Source organism: Streptomyces sp. NPDC008121, assembly GCF_042957155.1.
Taxonomy (GTDB): Bacteria; Actinomycetota; Actinomycetes; order Streptomycetales; family Streptomycetaceae; genus Streptomyces.
Genome location: NZ_JBIBHT010000002.1, coordinates 1,020,144 through 1,036,028 on the forward strand (window position 1 = coordinate 1,020,144; position 15,885 = coordinate 1,036,028).

Annotated in this window: 14 protein-coding genes, 2 rRNA genes and 1 riboswitch; of the genes, 3 read left to right on the forward strand and 13 right to left on the reverse strand. The window is 70.4% G+C overall.

Annotated elements, in window-relative coordinates; genetic code table 11:
• The first annotated feature begins 186 nt into the window (after positions 1-186).
• Both ACFZBD_RS10070 and ACFZBD_RS10075 read left to right on the forward strand, forming a co-directional pair.
• Positions 187-786 (forward strand): hypothetical protein, encoded by a 600-nt coding sequence (locus tag ACFZBD_RS10070; protein WP_391138447.1) that lies wholly within the window; start codon positions 187-189, stop codon positions 784-786.
• Positions 787-1,176: 390 nt separating this feature from the next.
• Positions 1,177-1,383 (forward strand): DUF5999 family protein, encoded by a 207-nt coding sequence (locus ACFZBD_RS10075; RefSeq protein WP_391138449.1) that lies wholly within the window; start codon positions 1,177-1,179, stop codon positions 1,381-1,383.
• Positions 1,384-1,492: 109 nt separating this feature from the next.
• Here the strand turns inward: ACFZBD_RS10075 and gcvP are convergent, their stop codons facing one another.
• Entirely contained in the window at positions 1,493-4,378 is a 2,886-nt protein-coding gene (gene gcvP / locus ACFZBD_RS10080) for an aminomethyl-transferring glycine dehydrogenase (RefSeq protein ID WP_391138451.1), read from the reverse strand.
• A 179-nt stretch (positions 4,379-4,557) separates the two neighbouring features.
• Positions 4,558-4,656: riboswitch (glycine riboswitch) on the reverse strand.
• Positions 4,657-4,769: 113 nt separating this feature from the next.
• Between gcvP and ACFZBD_RS10085 the strand changes: the two genes are divergently transcribed.
• Positions 4,770-5,132, forward strand: coding sequence for a PRC-barrel domain-containing protein (locus ACFZBD_RS10085; protein WP_391138453.1), 363 nt, complete (start codon positions 4,770-4,772; stop codon positions 5,130-5,132).
• A 118-nt stretch (positions 5,133-5,250) separates the two neighbouring features.
• Here the strand turns inward: ACFZBD_RS10085 and ACFZBD_RS10090 are convergent, their stop codons facing one another.
• The 12 genes from ACFZBD_RS10090 to ACFZBD_RS10145 form a co-directional block, all read right to left on the reverse strand.
• Positions 5,251-6,687: a DNA polymerase IV gene (locus ACFZBD_RS10090; protein ID WP_391138455.1), complete on the reverse strand. Its 1,437-nt coding sequence runs from the start codon at positions 6,685-6,687 to the stop codon at positions 5,251-5,253.
• A 104-nt stretch (positions 6,688-6,791) separates the two neighbouring features.
• Entirely contained in the window at positions 6,792-7,457 is a 666-nt protein-coding gene (locus ACFZBD_RS10095) for a MerR family transcriptional regulator (RefSeq protein WP_391138457.1), read from the reverse strand.
• Between the two features lie 206 nt (positions 7,458-7,663).
• Positions 7,664-8,137, reverse strand: a complete 474-nt coding sequence (locus ACFZBD_RS10100; RefSeq protein WP_315894873.1) for a bifunctional nuclease family protein — start codon at positions 8,135-8,137, stop codon at positions 7,664-7,666.
• A 53-nt stretch (positions 8,138-8,190) separates the two neighbouring features.
• Positions 8,191-8,934: a MerR family transcriptional regulator gene (locus tag ACFZBD_RS10105; protein ID WP_391138460.1), complete on the reverse strand. Its 744-nt coding sequence runs from the start codon at positions 8,932-8,934 to the stop codon at positions 8,191-8,193.
• Between the two features lie 29 nt (positions 8,935-8,963).
• The gene (locus ACFZBD_RS10110) at positions 8,964-9,905 is read right to left on the reverse strand and encodes an FHA domain-containing protein (protein ID WP_391138590.1); all 942 of its coding nucleotides are present in this window, start codon (positions 9,903-9,905) and stop codon (positions 8,964-8,966) included.
• A gap of 82 nt (positions 9,906-9,987) precedes the next feature.
• Complete coding sequence (locus ACFZBD_RS10115; RefSeq protein ID WP_391138462.1) at positions 9,988-10,860, reverse strand: DUF881 domain-containing protein; 873 nt, start codon at positions 10,858-10,860, stop codon at positions 9,988-9,990.
• Positions 10,861-10,870: 10 nt separating this feature from the next.
• Positions 10,871-11,203, reverse strand: a complete 333-nt coding sequence (locus ACFZBD_RS10120) for a small basic family protein (RefSeq protein WP_015032176.1) — start codon at positions 11,201-11,203, stop codon at positions 10,871-10,873.
• Positions 11,200-12,129, reverse strand: coding sequence for a DUF881 domain-containing protein (locus tag ACFZBD_RS10125; RefSeq protein WP_391138464.1), 930 nt, complete (start codon positions 12,127-12,129; stop codon positions 11,200-11,202). Before ACFZBD_RS10125 ends, ACFZBD_RS10120 begins: the two co-directional genes overlap by 4 nt.
• A 101-nt stretch (positions 12,130-12,230) precedes the next feature.
• Positions 12,231-14,726, reverse strand: coding sequence for a sugar phosphate nucleotidyltransferase (locus ACFZBD_RS10130; RefSeq protein WP_391138466.1), 2,496 nt, complete (start codon positions 14,724-14,726; stop codon positions 12,231-12,233).
• A 117-nt stretch (positions 14,727-14,843) separates the two neighbouring features.
• Positions 14,844-15,452, reverse strand: a complete 609-nt coding sequence (locus tag ACFZBD_RS10135) for a CDP-alcohol phosphatidyltransferase family protein (RefSeq protein WP_365722052.1) — start codon at positions 15,450-15,452, stop codon at positions 14,844-14,846.
• 148 nt (positions 15,453-15,600) lie between these two features.
• Positions 15,601-15,717 (reverse strand): 5S ribosomal RNA (gene rrf, locus ACFZBD_RS10140).
• Between the two features lie 74 nt (positions 15,718-15,791).
• Positions 15,792-15,885: ribosomal RNA gene (locus ACFZBD_RS10145) — 23S ribosomal RNA — on the reverse strand; the annotation flags it as partial.

A 15,885-nucleotide genomic window follows, 5' to 3' on the forward strand; every position in this document is an offset into this window, starting at 1 on the left:
GCCTTGCCCGCAATATCCCCGTCAGGTAGCGGAAACACTGTGTGAACACCTCTCGTATAAACTCCGCGAACGAGGCAGAGTGTTGGCGCCCGGCCATGGCCTCATGGCCCCTTCCGGCCGGCAGCTGACAGCGCCGTCGTACCTGCCCACGCGTCACCGTGTCTCCTGAGCGAGAGGCGACCCACCATGCTCCGACCCACACCGGCCCCTGCGCCGGCCCTGCGTAGTGTCCTCGCGGCCCTCGGTTCCCCCACCGCGGTCCGTGAAGCGCGAACGCCCGCCCTCCGGAACGCCCAGGGCCCGCTGAGCCCCGAACTGCCCCTCCCCGTCCACGTACTCGACGTACGGGACGAGGTTGCCGCACCCGGGCAGGCTCCGCGCACCCGACTCGCCGGATGGCGCTTCCTGATCCGGGGCACCGACCGGGCCGTCGCGGCCGCGGACACCATGCTCACCCCCGACGGCTGGACGTTCTCTCACTTCTTCGAAGGGCCGTACGTGGGCGCCACGGAGCGCGCGCTGCTCCAGGCAGAGGCGTTGCCATCGGCGTACCAGCCCCGGCTGCTGTCCGTTCCGGAGCTGTACATGCTGACCCTCTGGCTGCACGGCGACACCGATGCCGACGGCGCCTCCGCCTCCCCCGCGCCCACCGATCTGCTGATCCCGCTCGCCCCCGCCCCGCCCGGCATCGCCGCCCACCGCCCGCACCGGGTCGCCGACCTGCTGCCCGTGCTGAGCCTGCGCCTCGCCCCGCCGCCGCTCTTCGGCACCCCGGCGCCGGCCTGACCCGGCGCACACGCCCCCGCGCGCCCCGCGACCGCCCCGGTCGCGGGGCGCGGTGCGTGAGAGCGTCCGGCCACTGAGCGTGAGGACGCCCGGCCCGGAGCGCGGGCGGCCGCTCACCACCCGCCTCGAACACCCCTGCCGAACAGGCCTCCCCCAACGGACTAGCCCGCTGGGGCTATGCCGAACCACCCGAAGTGACCGCCCAGTTGCGTTGAACCGCCCGCGCGGGTGATACGTCTTCATGCAGTAGGAAGAGCTGCCGCGAAATACCTGCGGATCGACGTCCGTAGGGGAACACTGGACCAACCGAACCGACAACGGGGGGCGGCCATGAGCACCGCGTCGAGCCGCAGGACGACACTCACCACGACCCAGCGAAAGAACCCACCCATGTGCCAGCACCAGCCAGCCTGTCCCACCGCCGACTCCGCCGACCGGGAGGCGGCGCGCCTGATGGCGCACCACCCGGAGCAGGGCTGGAGCCTGCTGTGCAACGGGGTCCTGCTCTTCGAGGACACCGGTGAACTGCTGCCGGACGGACAGATCATCGCCCCGCACCGCCCGCTCCGGGCGGCTCAGGTGACGACCGCCGCCTGACGGGAGGGCAGTCCCGCGCACGACGTACCCCCGCACGACGGGCAGGAAGACGAGGAAACACGAAAGGGCCGGCCCGGAGGAGAACCTCCGAACCGGCCCTGACTCATGCTCAGTTGTCGTACTCGTCCAGCGGCGGGCAGGAGCAGACCAGGTTGCGGTCGCCGAACGCCCCGTCGATCCGGCGGACCGGCGGCCAGTACTTGTCCGCGGCCGAGACACCGGCCGGGAAGACCGCCTCGTCACGGGTGTACGCGTGGTCCCACTCCCCGCCCAGCGCGGCCGCGGTGTGCGGCGCGTTGCGGAGGGGGTTGTCCTCGGCGGGCCACTCGCCCGACGCGACCTTCTCGATCTCGCCCCGGATCGCGATCATCGTGTCGCAGAAGCGGTCGAGTTCGGTCAGGTCCTCGGACTCGGTCGGCTCGATCATCAGCGTGCCGGCGACCGGGAAGGACATCGTCGGCGCGTGGAAGCCGTAGTCGATCAGACGCTTGGCGATGTCGTCGACGCTGACACCGGTCGCCTTGGAGAGCGGGCGCAGGTCGACGATGCACTCGTGCGCGACCAGACCGGCCGGGCCGGTGTAGAGCACCGGGAAGTGCGGCTCCAGGCGCTTGGCGATGTAGTTCGCGGCGAGGACGGCCACCTGCGTGGCGCGCTTGAGGCCCTCGCCTCCCATGAGGCGCACGTACGACCACGAGATCGGCAGGATGCCGGCCGAGCCCCAGGGGGCGGCCGAGATCGGGCCGACGCCCGTCTCCGGGCCCGCGGCGGGCTGCAGCGGGTGGTTCGGCAGGTACGGCGCGAGGTGGGCGCGCACGCCGACCGGGCCGACGCCGGGGCCGCCGCCGCCGTGCGGGATGCAGAAGGTCTTGTGCAGGTTCAGGTGCGAGACGTCGCCGCCGAACTTGCCCGGCTTGGCGAGGCCGACCAGCGCGTTGAGGTTGGCGCCGTCGACGTACACCTGGCCGCCGGCGTCGTGCACGGCGCCGCAGATGTCGGCGACGTGCTCCTCGAACACACCGTGGGTGGACGGGTAGGTGATCATCAGGACGGACAGCTCGTCGCGGTACTGCTCGATCTTGGCGCGCAGGTCCGCGATGTCGACCTCGCCGTCGTCGGCGGTCTTGACGACGACGACCTTCATGCCGGCCATCACGGCGCTGGCGGCGTTGGTGCCGTGCGCGGAGGACGGGATGAGGCAGACCGTGCGCTGGTGGTCGCCGTTGGCCCGGTGGTAGGCGCGGACGGCGAGCAGACCGGCGAGCTCGCCCTGCGAACCGGCGTTGGGCTGGATCGACACCTTGTCGTATCCGGTGACCTCGGCGAGGCGCTCCTCCAGCTCGGTGATGAGCGTGAGGTAGCCCTGGGCCTGCTCGATGGGGGCGAAGGGGTGGATCTGGCCGAACTCGGGCCAGGTCACCGGCTCCATCTCGGTGGTCGCGTTCAGCTTCATGGTGCAGGAGCCGAGCGGGATCATGCCGCGGTCCAGCGCGTAGTCACGGTCGGCGAGCTTGCGGAGGTAGCGCAGCATCGACGTCTCGGAACGGTGCGCGTGGAAGACCGGGTGGGTCAGGTACGCGTCGGTGCGCAGCAGCCCGGCGGGCAGCTTGTCCTCGGTGTCGGCGTCCAGGGCCTCGATGTCGGCGTCGACGCCGAAGGCGCTCCAGACGGCGCCGAGCTGGGCGCGGCCGGTGGTCTCGTCGCAGGAGACCGAGACGTGGTCGGCGTCGACGCGGTGGAGGTTGACCCCGGCCTCGCGGGCGGCGGCGACGGCCTCGGCCGCCTTGCCGGGCACGCGGACGGTGAGGGTGTCGAAGTACGCCTCGTGGACGACCTCGACGCCACCGGCGCGCAGCCCCTCGGCGAGGACGGTGGCGTAGCGGTGGACGCGCCGGGCGATCTGCTTGAGCCCGTCGGGACCGTGGTAGACGGCGTACATGCCGGCCATGACGGCAAGGAGCACCTGGGCGGTGCAGATGTTGCTGGTGGCCTTCTCGCGGCGGATGTGCTGCTCGCGGGTCTGCAGGGCCAGACGGTAGGCCTTGTTGCCGTCGGCGTCGACGGAGACGCCGACGAGGCGGCCGGGGAGGGAGCGGGCGTGCTTGTCCTGGACCGCCATGTAGCCGGCGTGCGGTCCGCCGAAGCCCATGGGGACACCGAAGCGCTGGGTGGTGCCCACGGCGATGTCCGCGCCCAGTTCGCCCGGGGAGGTGAGGAGGGTCAGCGCGAGCAGGTCGGCGGCGACGGTGACGATGGCGCCGAGCTCGTGCGCCGCGTCGATGACGGGCTTGATGTCCCGGACGGCGCCGGAGGCGCCGGGGTACTGCAGCAGCACGCCGAAGACACCGCGCTCGGCCACGTCGGCGGGGATGCCGTCGCTCAGATCGGCGACGACGACCTCGACACCGGTCGGCTCGGCGCGCGTCTCGATCACGGCGATGGTCTGCGGCAGGGCGTCGGCGTCGATGAGGAAGACACCGTTCTTGACCTTGCCGACCCGGCGGGAGAGGGCCATGGCCTCGGCGGCCGCGGTGCCCTCGTCGAGCAGCGAGGCGCCGGAGGTGGGCAGACCGGTCAGGTCGGCGACCATGGTCTGGAAGTTGAGCAGCGCCTCCAGACGGCCCTGGGAGATCTCCGGCTGATAGGGCGTGTACGCCGTGTACCAGGCGGGGTTCTCCATCACGTTCCGCAGGATGACCGGCGGGGTGAAGGTGCCGTAGTAGCCGAGGCCGATCATGGGGGCGAGGACCTGGTTGCGGTCGGCGAGCTCACGCAGCTCGGCGAGGACCTCGGCCTCGGTACGGGCGGCGGGCAGGCCGAGCGCCTCGGCGCTCTTGATCACGTCCGGCACGGCGGCGGCCGTCAGCTCGTCCAGGGAGCCGTAGCCGACCTGCGCGAGCATCTTGGCGCGGGCTTCGGCGTCGGGCCCGATGTGCCGCTGTTCGAACGGGATGCCCTGCTCGAGCTCGGAGAGCGGGGTGCGGTGAGCGGTCATGTACGGAGGCCTCCTGGTCGTCACGACCTGCGAGAAGCACCACGGCGCGGGTGCCCGGACGGCCTCCCCCTCTGTCATCTCAACCTGAGAGCTTCACCGGCACGCCGAAGGGGCACGCCGGCTTTCACCGTCGGTGAGAGCGAATGCCGTCTGACGTCCGCCCTGCTTTCCAGAGTGACCTCGTCCGTGCGGTACGGGGGCCTGAGAGATTCCGGGGAGGATTTGCTCCTTCGGCGCCTCCGAAAGCTTTCTCCGGAGGACTCTCCCGCACGGGGTCGACAGCCACAGCCAGCCTACCAGCGCGCTTCCCCGTGCCGTCGCTCAAGTGGCCGACATCCCAGATGTGCACTTTCGTAGTCTTGTAGAGCAGCCGCGACCAGTTGGAGGGACCGTGCAGACCGACATCGATCCGCGCAGCCTGATCGGCCGCAAGGCGTTCGACCGTAACGGCAACAAGATCGGGACCGTGGACGAGGTGTACCTCGACGACGCGACCGGCGTACCGGAGTGGGCCGCGGTCCGCACCGGTCTCTTCAGCCGGGACGCCTTCGTCCCGCTGGAGCCCAGCGAACTGGTCGAGGACGGCCTGCACATCCCGTACGAGCGCGCCCTGATCAAGGACGCCCCGGACTTCGGTGTGGGCCGCCACCTCTCCCCGGAGCAGGAACTCCAGCTGTACCGCCACTACAACATCGCCCTCCCGCCGGTCCCGGACCGCGACTTCGGCCGTCTGGCGGGCCAGGAAGAGGCCTGACGAGCCGGCCGGCCCCATCGGCTGCCCCAGACCCGACGGACCGCGCCGCGGCTGCCCCGGCGGTACGCGTCCGCCCCCTGGGCGCCTCCCGCAGTCGGCGCTGCCCGGCCCGTCCCCCTCAGGCGACCGCGGCCGTCCCCTCCCCGCCTCCCACCAGCGGCAGCGGGTCCGCGGGTTCCAGCTCCGGATCGTCGACGGGGAAGGTCCGCACCCGGCCCGGCGCCGATCCCGGCTGCTCGAACCGGACGGTGACCCGTCCGACCCCGCTGCCCTGCACCCAGCCGGCTCCGTACACCGCGTGCCGTACGTCGTGCCCGGGCGCCCACCGCCGCTCCGCCGGTGTCTCCGCCTCGGCCGGCGGGGCGGAGGCACCCGCCGCCCCTGGCCCCGCCCCGTGCTCCGCGCCCCGTACGGCATCCGCGCCGGCCGAGGCGCCCCCGGCCGCCGCCTCGGCCTCCGCGCGCGCCTCCGCCTGGGCATCGGCCTCCGCCTGGGCGAAGAGGTCCTCCTGGGTGTAGTCCGCGAGCCCGCTGACGCCGACCCCCAGCAGCCGCACCCCGCCCGTCGTGTCCACGCCCTCCAGCAGCCGCCCCGCCGCCTCCCGCACCACCACGGGATCGTCCGTGGGCCCCCGCAGCGTCTCGGACCGCGTGAGCGTCGAGAAGTCATAGCGCCGCACCTTGAGCACGATCGTCCGCCCCGAGTGCCCGGACCCCCGGAGCCTCCCCACGCACCGCTCCGCCAGCCGCTCCACCTCCGTGCGGATCCGGATCCGGTCGTGCAGGTCCACGTCGAAGGTGTCCTCCACCGACACCGACTTCGCGTCCCTCTCGGCCACCACAGGCCTGTCGTCGTACCCCTGGGCCATCCTGTACAGCGACGTGCCGTGCGACCGCCCCAGGAGCCGTACAAGCTCGTCCTCGCCCGCCTCCGCGAGATCGGAGACCGTGGTCATCCCGGCGCGCCGCAGATGCTCGCCCGTCGCCGGCCCGACCCCGGGCAGGATCCGCACCGACTTCGGCCCCAGCAGCTCCCGCTCCGTGCCCGGCTCGATCAGGACGAGGCCGTCCGGCTTGGCCTCCTCCGAGGCGATCTTCGCGATCATCTTGGACCCCGCGAGCCCCACCGACCCCGACAACCCCGTCGTCGCCAGGATGTCCCGTCTCAGCCGCTCCCCGGCCCTGCGCGCGCTGTCGCGGTCGTCGGCCTGTCCCCCGGCCTCCAGGTCGACGAAGGCCTCGTCCAGGCTGAGCGGCTCGACCAGCGGCGACAGCCGCCCCAGCAGCTCCATGACCTGCTCGCTGATCGACCGGTAGAAGGCGAAGCGCGGCACGAGATACGCGGCGTTCGGCGCCCGTCTGCGGGCCTGTGCCATCGGCATCGCCGAATGGACCCCGAAGACGCGGGCCTCGTACGACGCGGTGGCGACCACCCCGCGCGGCCCGAGACCGCCGACCACGACCGGCTTTCCGCGCAGGCTCGGCTTCGCCGCCTGCTCGGCGGCGGCGAAGAAGGCGTCCATGTCGAGATGCAGGATCGTCGGCGCGGCTCTCACATCTCCGATGCTGCCCTACGCCACTGACAATCGGCTCACACCGCCGTACGGAGGCGGAAACGAGGGAGCCTCAGCCGCCGGCTGCCCGCCGGGGGCTGCGCGGCTCAGACGGCCCGGTCGCGCCGCCGCCGGGCGAGTTCGTCCCCGGGGTTGTGCCCGATCAGGGTCTCGCCCGTGTCCACCCGCTCGCCGTGCAGCTGCGACAGCGCGGCCTCCACGTCCCGCCACACCACGCCCACCGCGATCCCGAAGACGCCCTGCCCGCCCTGGAGCAGGTCGACGACCTCGTCGGGCGAGGAGCATTCGTAGACGGTGGCGCCGTCGCTCATCAGCGTCATCCGCTCCAGGTCGCGAAAGCCGTGCGCCCGCAGGTGCTGCACGGCGGCCCGGATGTTCTGCAGCGCGACCCCGGTGTCCAGGAAACGCTTGACGATCTTGAGTACGACCACGTCGCGGAAGCTGTACAGCCGCTGCGTCCCGGAGCCGTACGCCGCCCGCACGCTCGGCTCGACCAGACCGGTTCGCGCCCAGTAGTCCAACTGGCGGTACGTGATGCCCGCCGCGGCGCACGCGGTGGGACCTCGGTACCCCACGGTCTCGCCGTCGGTGTCCGAGGGCGTCGCCGCGCCCTTCGCGCCCGCGCCCGTGGCGCCCGGACCCGCGCCCACGTCCGTACCGAAGTCGCTCACACCGCCGTGAAGCGGATACGGACCGCTCTCCCCGGGCGCACGCCCGAGGGAGCCCCCCGCCGTACCGTCGCCGCTGCTCATCACGCCGACCCTCCGTCCTTGACCTGCCCACACGAAGGTAGGCAGTCACTAGGGGTGCGTCAACGATCGCCACACTCGGCACGCCGAGTGATAATCACCCTGAGAGTGGTTTCCCGTATCTCTCTTCGGGGAACAGCTAGTCGGATGCGCTGACGCACCGTCGGATCAGCGTGCCTCGAAGCGACTCCCGGCCGGGCCGCGGCGCCTCACTGGCTGCTGGAACCGAAGTCCTCGGGGGAGATCTGGTCGAGGAACTCGCGGAACTTCTCCACCTCGTCCTCCTGCTCGTCCGGAATCGCGATGCCGGCATCGTCCAGGACACCGTCACTGCCGAAGATCGGCGTCCCGGTGCGGAGAGCCAGCGCTATCGCGTCGGACGGCCTGGCACTCACCTCGACGCCACTGGCGAAGACCAGCTCCGCATAGAAGACCCCGTCACGGAGGTCGGTGATGCGGACCTCGGTGAGCTCCTGGCCCACAGCCTCAAGGACGTCCTTGAAGAGGTCGTGCGTCAGCGGCCTCGCGGGAGCCATGCCCTGCTGAGCGAAGGCGATCGCGGTCGCCTCACCTGGTCCGATCCAGATGGGGAGGTACCGGTCGCCTCCCACTTCACGCAGGAGCACGATCGGTTGGTTCGAGGGCATTTCCACCCGGACACCCACAACGTCGAGCTCGTTCACACAGCAACCCTAGGACGTGCTCGACCGGTTTGGGTAGTCGGGGCCCCGCAAGGTCAGTGCAACCGCACTCCCAGCGCGGTCTGGACCAGCGCCGCGTGCAGCCTCACGGACAGGCCGGCCAGCTCCTTCGCGGTGGCCTCCGCATGTGCTCTGGTCTGCGGGTTACGGTGCCGGCGCAGCGGCGCGACCATCTGCTCGACCAGCCCGGCCTCCCGTTCGGCGGCCGCTTTCACCGCCCGGAGGTGACGCGGTTCGAGACCGAATCTCCCCAGGTCCGCCACCAGCCTGGCGACCGTGACCGCCTCGGCGTCGTATCCGCCCTCGGCTCCCGGGGAGATCAGGCCGTACGACTCCCATTCGGCGAGTTCCTCCTCGCTCACCTCCGCGGCGGCGAGCAGCTCGGCCCGCCCCAGCCGCGCCACGGTCGGACGCTCCGCGTCCGGCTCCCACGGCCCTTCCAGCAGGTCCCGCTGGGGGCTCGGGGCCGGCAGCTTGATCTGCTCGCCCCGGGCGAGGGCGTCGAGGTGCTCCCGGATCACCTTCAGCGGAAGATAGTGGTCGCGCTGCATCCGCAGGATCTGGGCGAGACGCTCCACGTCCTCCGGGCTGAACTTCCGGTACCCGGAGGCCGTCCGCCGGGGCTCGACGAGCCCCTCGGCCTCCAGGAACCGGATCTTGGAGATGGTCACTTCGGGAAACTCGTCCCGCAGCTGACTCAGCACCGCGCCGATGCTGACCAGCCGGTCGCCCGCGGTGGCGGTGCCGTGTCCGGCACCGCCCGTCGGTGTTCGCAGCATGGACCTTCCCTGAAGGCTTCTCCGAGGCGTTACACAGCCCGCTGGCTCGAGTAGAAGACCAGCCGGTACTTCCCGATCTGCACCTCGTCGCCGTTGGACAGGACGGCCGAGTCGATCGGCTCGCGGTTGACGTACGTGCCGTTGAGGCTGCCGACGTCGGCGACCGTGAAACTGCCGTCCTGCGCCCGACGGAACTCCACGTGGCGCCGCGACACCGTCACGTCGTCCAGGAAGATGTCGCTCTGCGGGTGACGGCCGGCCGTGGTCAGCTCGCCGTCCAGCAGGAAGCGACTGCCGGAGTTCGGACCGCGGCGCACCACCAGGAGCGCCGACCCCGTCGGAAGCGCCTCGACGGCCGCCAGGGCCTCGGGGGACAGCGACGGGACCGCGGTCTGGCCGGTGACCTCGGAGTCGTACGCCTCCAGGCCCGAGATCGAGATGGTCGACGTCGTCTCGGACGCACGCTCCACCGGCGCTCCGCCCCGCAGCGGCGTGCCGCAGTGGGAGCAGAAACGGCTGTCGGCGGCGTTGCGGTGACCGCACCTCGTACACACCGGCATGGACGCATCCTCCTGCCGCGGCTGACCCGCGGAGGTCTGGGTCGCATACGGGTCGGGGGCGGACCCTCCACCCGTACCTGAGGTCGATCGATCCCCGAAACCTATGCGGCCGGCACCGGCGGGGTCAACAGACGACGCGCCCTGTCCGCCCGGAATGTCACCGCCCTGACCACCGACCTCGTCACGGAAGAGGGGGCGCTCGCCACCCTGTTCCTCACTCTGGGCGTGGCGCGGCGCGCGGTGCTTGGCGTTGCCGCCGTCCTCGCGTGCGCTCTTGCCGAACAACTTCGCAAACAACTTCACGGGCGATTCCCCTTGACCGAAACAGACCCGCCCGTGGGGCAGGACGAACCCTTGATGACCACACCTGCCGAACCGGACATCCTCACAACGTCCGTATCCTCCGGACAGTTTCCACCACGCACCACGCTTGTGGTGCGGCGACCCCCCGCAACCTCATGCCCTTGTCGCGCGACCGCCATGCACCCCCGCCTCACTGCGAGGACGACTGAGCGTAGTCAGGCCGCTTCGCAGGCCGCAAGGCGTCCACGACGATCTTCTCGGACCGGGCCACGGTGGCTGTGGCCTGCTCCTTCTCCAGGGTCTGGACGACTCCGCCCGGGATGTTGAGCGCGGGCTCGAGATCCTCGGGCTTGCCGATGACCTTGAAGACGTACGGAGCGGCCACCTTCGTTCCATCGATCTCTATCGAACCGTCGCCGCCCGAGAAATAACTGTCCGCGACCACGCGCACGTCGTTGATCTGGATCGCCTCGGCGCCGGCCGCGCGCAGCTCCTGGATGGCGTCCAGCAGCATGTCCGACTCCACCGCGCCGGAACCGTCCGAGACGGTCAGCGTGATGCCGGGCCCCTCGGCAGCGACCGTGCCGGCCAGGATCCCGAGCTGGCGCTCCTTCTCCTGGGTCTGCTTCCGCGCCTCCTCGGCCTGGTCCGAGCTCGACTCCAGCTCCGAGCGCTGGCTCTCCAGCCGTGCCTTCTCGTCCTCGAGCCGCTGCGTACGGTCGTCCAGCTCGTCGAGGATGCGGACCAGATCCTCCTGGCGGGCGCCGCGCAGCGCGCTGTTGTCGCTGGTCGAGCGCACCTGGATGGCGAGCCCCAGGCCGAGGACGAACAGCAGGAGGGCGACGATGAGTTGGGCCCGGCTGACCCGCGGAGGCCACAGGCCGGCCTTGAGCCGCTGCCGTCCCGTCGCCTGCTCCGTCGTCTGGCCCTGCGCCGGCGCGGGAGCGGGAGGCGACGGCGGAGGCGGTGCCGGTACGGCCGGAGGCAGCGGGTTCCCGGCCCCCGGGCCCCCGGGCGTGCCGTTCTGCGGAGTCCCGTTCTCGGGGGTCTCGTCGTTGCTCATCGGCTCCACCTCACGCCCGGAACACATGGCGCCGGATGGCGGCCGCGTTCGAGAAGATCCGGATGCCGAGGACGACGACCACACCGGTGGACAGCTGCGCGCCGACGCCCAGCTTGTCGCCCAGGAAGACGATCAGGGCGGCCACGACCACGTTCGAGAGGAAGGAGACCACGAAGACCTTGTCGACGAAGATGCCGTCGAGCATGGCGCGCAGGCCGCCGAAGACCGCGTCGAGGGCGGCGACCACGGCGATCGGAAGATAGGGCTCGACCACCGCCGGAACTTCGGGGCGGACCAACAGTCCGACCACCACTCCCACGATCAGGCCCAGTACGGCGATCAAGATGTGCCCTTCCTTGTGTCGGCCGTGGCCTGCCCGGTGGCCTTCGCGGCCCCGGTTCCCCTCGGCACTGCTGTTCGTACGATCAGGCTCGGCGCGGCGGGCAGCCGCACCTCGGCCTCGGCCGAGATGCTGGTCCGGATCCCGAAGTTCTCCTGCAGGGCGTGCAGGTACTGGCCGTCCGCGCTGTCCTGGAAGGCGGTGCTCAGCCGCTGCCCGTCCCCGACGGCCAGCACGGTGTACGGCGGCACCAGCGGCTTGTTGTCGACCAGTATGGCGTCGCCCGCCGCCCGGATCGCGGAGAGCGATGTCAGCCGCTGGCCGTTGATCGCGACCGCTTCCGCGCCGGACTCCCACAGGCCGTTGACCACCCGCTGCATGTCCCGGTCGCGCACCCGCCCGGTGTCGGCGAACCCGCTGCTCTCCCGCGGGCCGCCGCCGCCCTGCTCGGTCCCCTTGGCGTCGTCGACCATCAGCTTCACGCCGGGCCCGCGGACCGGTGTCGCCCCGGACAGGAGCGCCACCAGCTCGGTCTGGTCCCCACCGTGCTGCTCCAGCGCCCTGCGCTGCCGGTCCCCCACCTCGGCGCGGATCTTCTCGACGTCCTGCTCCAGCTTGTCGGCGGTCGCGGTCTCCGCGTCGATCCGGCCGATCAGCTCCTGCCGTTCCTTGGCGACGACGGGCGCCGAGATCCGCGCCTCCGCCGCGCCCACGGTCACGACGGCCGCGGCCAGGACAAGACCGGCCGCGAGGCCGAGCTTCGCCCGCAGGGTCCGCGGCAGACCGCCGCCCTCGGCCTCACGGCGTGCGGAGGCCTCCGCGTAGCCGTCGTCGAGCGCGTGGTCCATCACGTTGTTCAGCAGCGACATGGACGCGTCCGGACGCGGGGGTGGTGATCCGGTGCTCCGAATGGGGGGCTGCTGCGACATGCCGCACATCGTCGCACGTCGCACGGGCTGCCGCCGAATGGCCCCACCGGAAAACCGGGAGGCGTCGGTACGACACCTCCCGGCTCACCCTTTGTCCCGCGTCAGTGACCTGCGCTCTCGACCACACCCGACCACTCGTCGAGCAGGGCCTGTGCGGAGGCGTCGTCAGGGCCCTCCGCCCACAGATGGGTGACGGCCTCGGCCGGGTCGGGCAGCACCATCACCCAGCGCCCGTCCGCCTCCACGACCCGCACCCCGTCGGTGGTGTCGACGGACCGGTCGCCGGCCGCCTCCACCACGCTCCGCATCACGAGCCCCTTCACGGCCCACGGGGTGGCGACGTCCCTCTTGAGGACGTGTGCCCGCGGGATCCGCGCGTCGATCTGGCTGAGCGTGAGCTGCGTCCGGGCCACCAGTCCGATGAGCCGTACGAACGCGGCGGCGCCATCGAAGACGCTGCTGAACTCGGGGATGATGAAGCCTCCGCGGCCGTCGCCGCCGAAGATCGTCGTCTCCTCCCGGCCGACCCGGGTCAGGTCGTCCGGCGAGGTCGTGGTCCACTCCACCTGGGTGCCGTGGTAGGCCGCGACCTGTTCGGCGATCCGCGTGGTCGTCACGGGCAGGGCCACCCGTCCCGAGCGGCGCTCGGCGGCCACCAGGTCGAGCATGACCAGCAGGGAACGGTCGTCCTCGATGATCCGCCCCTTCTCGTCGACGAGCGAGAGCCGCTCGCCGACCGGGTCGAACCGCACGCCGAACGCGGCGCGCGCCGAGGCGACGATCTCCCCGAGCCGTACGAGGCCGGCCCGCCGGGTCTCGGCCGATTCGGTGGGCCGAGACTCGTCGAGGCCCGGGTTGATCGTGAGGGCGTCCACCTGGAGCCGGCCGAGCAGGCTGGGCAGGACGAGGCCGGCACTGCCGTTGGAGGCGTCGACGACGACCTTGAGCCCGGCCTCGGCGATCCCGGAGGTGTCCACGTTCCTCAGCAGGGAGCCGGTGTACGAGTCGAAGACGCTCGCCGGGAAGGAGAGGTCACCGATCTCGCCCGGGAAGGCGCGCCGGTACTCCTGCCTCGCGAAGACGCGGTCCAGCTTGCGCTGTCCGGCCTGCGACAGGTCCGCTCCGCGTTCGTCGAAGAACATGATGTCGACGGAGTCGGGGACGCCGGGCGAGGTCCGCAGCATGATCCCGCCGGCGCTGCCCCGCGCGGTCTGCTGCCGGGCCACCGGCAGTGGCACGTTCTCCAGATCCCGTACGTCGATGGCGCTGGCCTGCAGCGCGGAGATCACCGCGCGCTTCAGCGCACGGGCGCCTCGGGAGTGGTCACGTGCCGTGGTGACCGTGGAGCCCTTCTTCAGGGTGGTGGCGTACGCGCCGGCCAGCCGGACGGCCAGTTCGGGCGTGATCTCGACGTTGAGGATGCCGGAGACGCCCCGCGCTCCGAAGAGGTGGGCCTGTCCGCGGGACTCCCAGATGACGGAGGTGTTGACGAAGGCGCCGGCTTCGATCGTCTTGAACGGGTACACCCGGACGTTGCCCTGAACGATCGATTCTTCACCGACGAGGCACTCGTCGCCGATGACGGCTCCGTCCTCGATCCGGGCCGCCCGCATGACGTCGGTGTTCTTTCCGATCACACAGCCGCGCAGATTGCTCTGCTGCCCGATGTACACGTTGTCGTGGATGACCGCCTTGTGGAGGAAGGCACCGCTCTTAACGACGACGTTGGAGCCGATCACCGTGTGTTCCCGGATTTCGGCGCCGGCCTCGACCTTGGCGTAGTCGCCGATGTAGAGCGGGCCGCGGAGCACGGCGTCGGGGTGGACCTCGGCGCCTTCCGCCACCCAGACGCCCGGGGAGATCTCGAAGCCGTCGAGCTCGACCTGGACCTTCCCTTCGAGCACGTCGGCCTGCGCCTTGACGTAGCTCTCGTGGGTGCCGACGTCCTCCCAGTAGCCCTCGGCGACGTAGCCGTAGATGGGCTTGCCTTCCTTCATGAGCTGAGGGAAGACGTCGCCGGACCAGTCGACCGGTACGTCGGCCTCGACGTAGTCGAAGACCTCGGGTTCCATGACGTAGATGCCCGTGTTCACCGTGTCCGAGAAGACCTGCCCCCAGGTCGGCTTCTCCAGGAAACGTTCGACCTTTCCTTCCTCGTCGACGATGGTGATGCCGAATTCGAGGGGGTTCGGGACGCGGGTCAGGCAGACGGTGACGAGGGCGCCCTTCTCCTTGTGAAAGGCGATCAGGTCGGTGAGGTCGAAGTCGGTGAGGGCGTCTCCGGAGATCACGACGAACGCGTCGTCCTTCAGTGCCTCCTCGGCGTTCTTCACACTCCCCGCCGTGCCGAGCGGCTTCTCCTCGTTGGCGTAGGTGAGCTCCATTCCGAGCTCTTCGCCGTCGCCGAAGTAATTCTTGACGAGAGAGGCGAGAAACTGCACGGTGACCACGGTCTCGTTGAGACCGTGTCGTTTGAGCAGTCGCAGGACATGCTCCATGATCGGCCGGTTTGCGACCGGCAGAAGAGGCTTGGGCATGCTTGAGGTCATGGGGCGAAGCCGGGTGCCTTCGCCACCGGCCATCACGACGGCCTTCATGTCGGAAGCGTCCTCCTTGAAGAGACGACGGTCCGGCCGACTGCACCCGGTCCGCTCAGCGGACTCGGGGCGCCCTCGTTGCTGCCGGCGACGTTGCTCGGCAGAGGACAAACGGGCTCAATCGGCCGCGGTATCCGCCTTCACGAGTCGACGGACCTGGACCACGTAGAGGATCCCTGCCCACCAATACAGAGTTGTACCCCATCCGGCGAAGGCCCACCCGAAAACTTCAGCGAGTGACGCCAGCCATCCGGTTCCGTCACTGAGCAGCAGGAGCGGGAACGCGTACATCAGGTTGAAAGTGGCGGCCTTACCGAGAAAGTTCACCTGGGGCGGCGGATAGCCGTGCCGGCGGAGGATTCCCACCATGACGAGCAGCATCAGCTCGCGCGCCAAAAGGGCCGCGGTCAGCCAGAGGGGCAGGATCTCGCGCCAGGTGAGCCCGAGGAGGGTGGAAAGGATGTAGAGCCGGTCGGCGGCCGGGTCGAGGAGGCGGCCGAGGCTGCTGATCTGGTTCCAGCGCCGGGCGAGCTTGCCGTCGAGGTAGTCGCTGACGCCGCTCAGCATCAGGACGAGGAGGGCCCAGCCGTCGCTCTTGGGGCCGCCGAACTCGGGGCGGAGAATCAGCCACAGGAAGAGCGGCACGCCGAGGAGGCGAGCCATGCTCAGAATGTTGGGGATGGTGAGGACCCGGTCCGTCTGAACGCGAGTCTCCTGGACCTCCACCCGGGGGCCTCCTGTGGGGAACGTGCCGATGTTGCCCCCTGACCTTACCCGCAGCCACGACGCCCGGGAGCACAGGGGGCGCCGGCCTCTCCTGAACGCAAAAATGCCTCAACCCCCTGACATGGTCAGGGGGTTGAGGCTAAAGATTGTTCGGCGGCGTCCTACTCTCCCACAGGGTCCCCCCTGCAGTACCATCGGCGCTGAAAGGCTTAGCTTCCGGGTTCGGAATGTAACCGGGCGTTTCCCTAACGCTATGACCACCGAAACACTATGAAGTTAACCAACCGGATATCGGCACAGTTCGTTACTTCAGAACTAACACAGTGGACGCGAGCAACTGAGGACAAGCCCTCGGCCTATTAGTACCGGTCAGCTCCACCCATTACTGGGCTTCCACATCCGGCCTATCAACCCAGTCGTCTACTGGGAGCCT

Bases quoted from the DNA above. Each gene is read 5' to 3' on its own strand.
- ACFZBD_RS10070 (WP_391138447.1), top strand. From the start codon at position 187: ATGCTCCGACCCACACCGGCCCCTGCGCCGGCCCTGCGTAGTGTCCTC.
- ACFZBD_RS10075 (WP_391138449.1), top strand. From the start codon at position 1,177: ATGTGCCAGCACCAGCCAGCCTGTCCCACCGCCGACTCCGCCGACCGG.
- gcvP (WP_391138451.1), bottom strand. From the start codon at position 4,378: ATGACCGCTCACCGCACCCCGCTCTCCGAGCTCGAGCAGGGCATCCCG.
- ACFZBD_RS10095 (WP_391138457.1), bottom strand. From the start codon at position 7,457: ATGAGCAGCGGCGACGGTACGGCGGGGGGCTCCCTCGGGCGTGCGCCC.
- ACFZBD_RS10105 (WP_391138460.1), bottom strand. From the start codon at position 8,934: ATGCTGCGAACACCGACGGGCGGTGCCGGACACGGCACCGCCACCGCG.
- ACFZBD_RS10115 (WP_391138462.1), bottom strand. From the start codon at position 10,860: ATGAGCAACGACGAGACCCCCGAGAACGGGACTCCGCAGAACGGCACG.
- ACFZBD_RS10125 (WP_391138464.1), bottom strand. From the start codon at position 12,129: ATGTCGCAGCAGCCCCCCATTCGGAGCACCGGATCACCACCCCCGCGT.
- ACFZBD_RS10130 (WP_391138466.1), bottom strand. From the start codon at position 14,726: ATGAAGGCCGTCGTGATGGCCGGTGGCGAAGGCACCCGGCTTCGCCCC.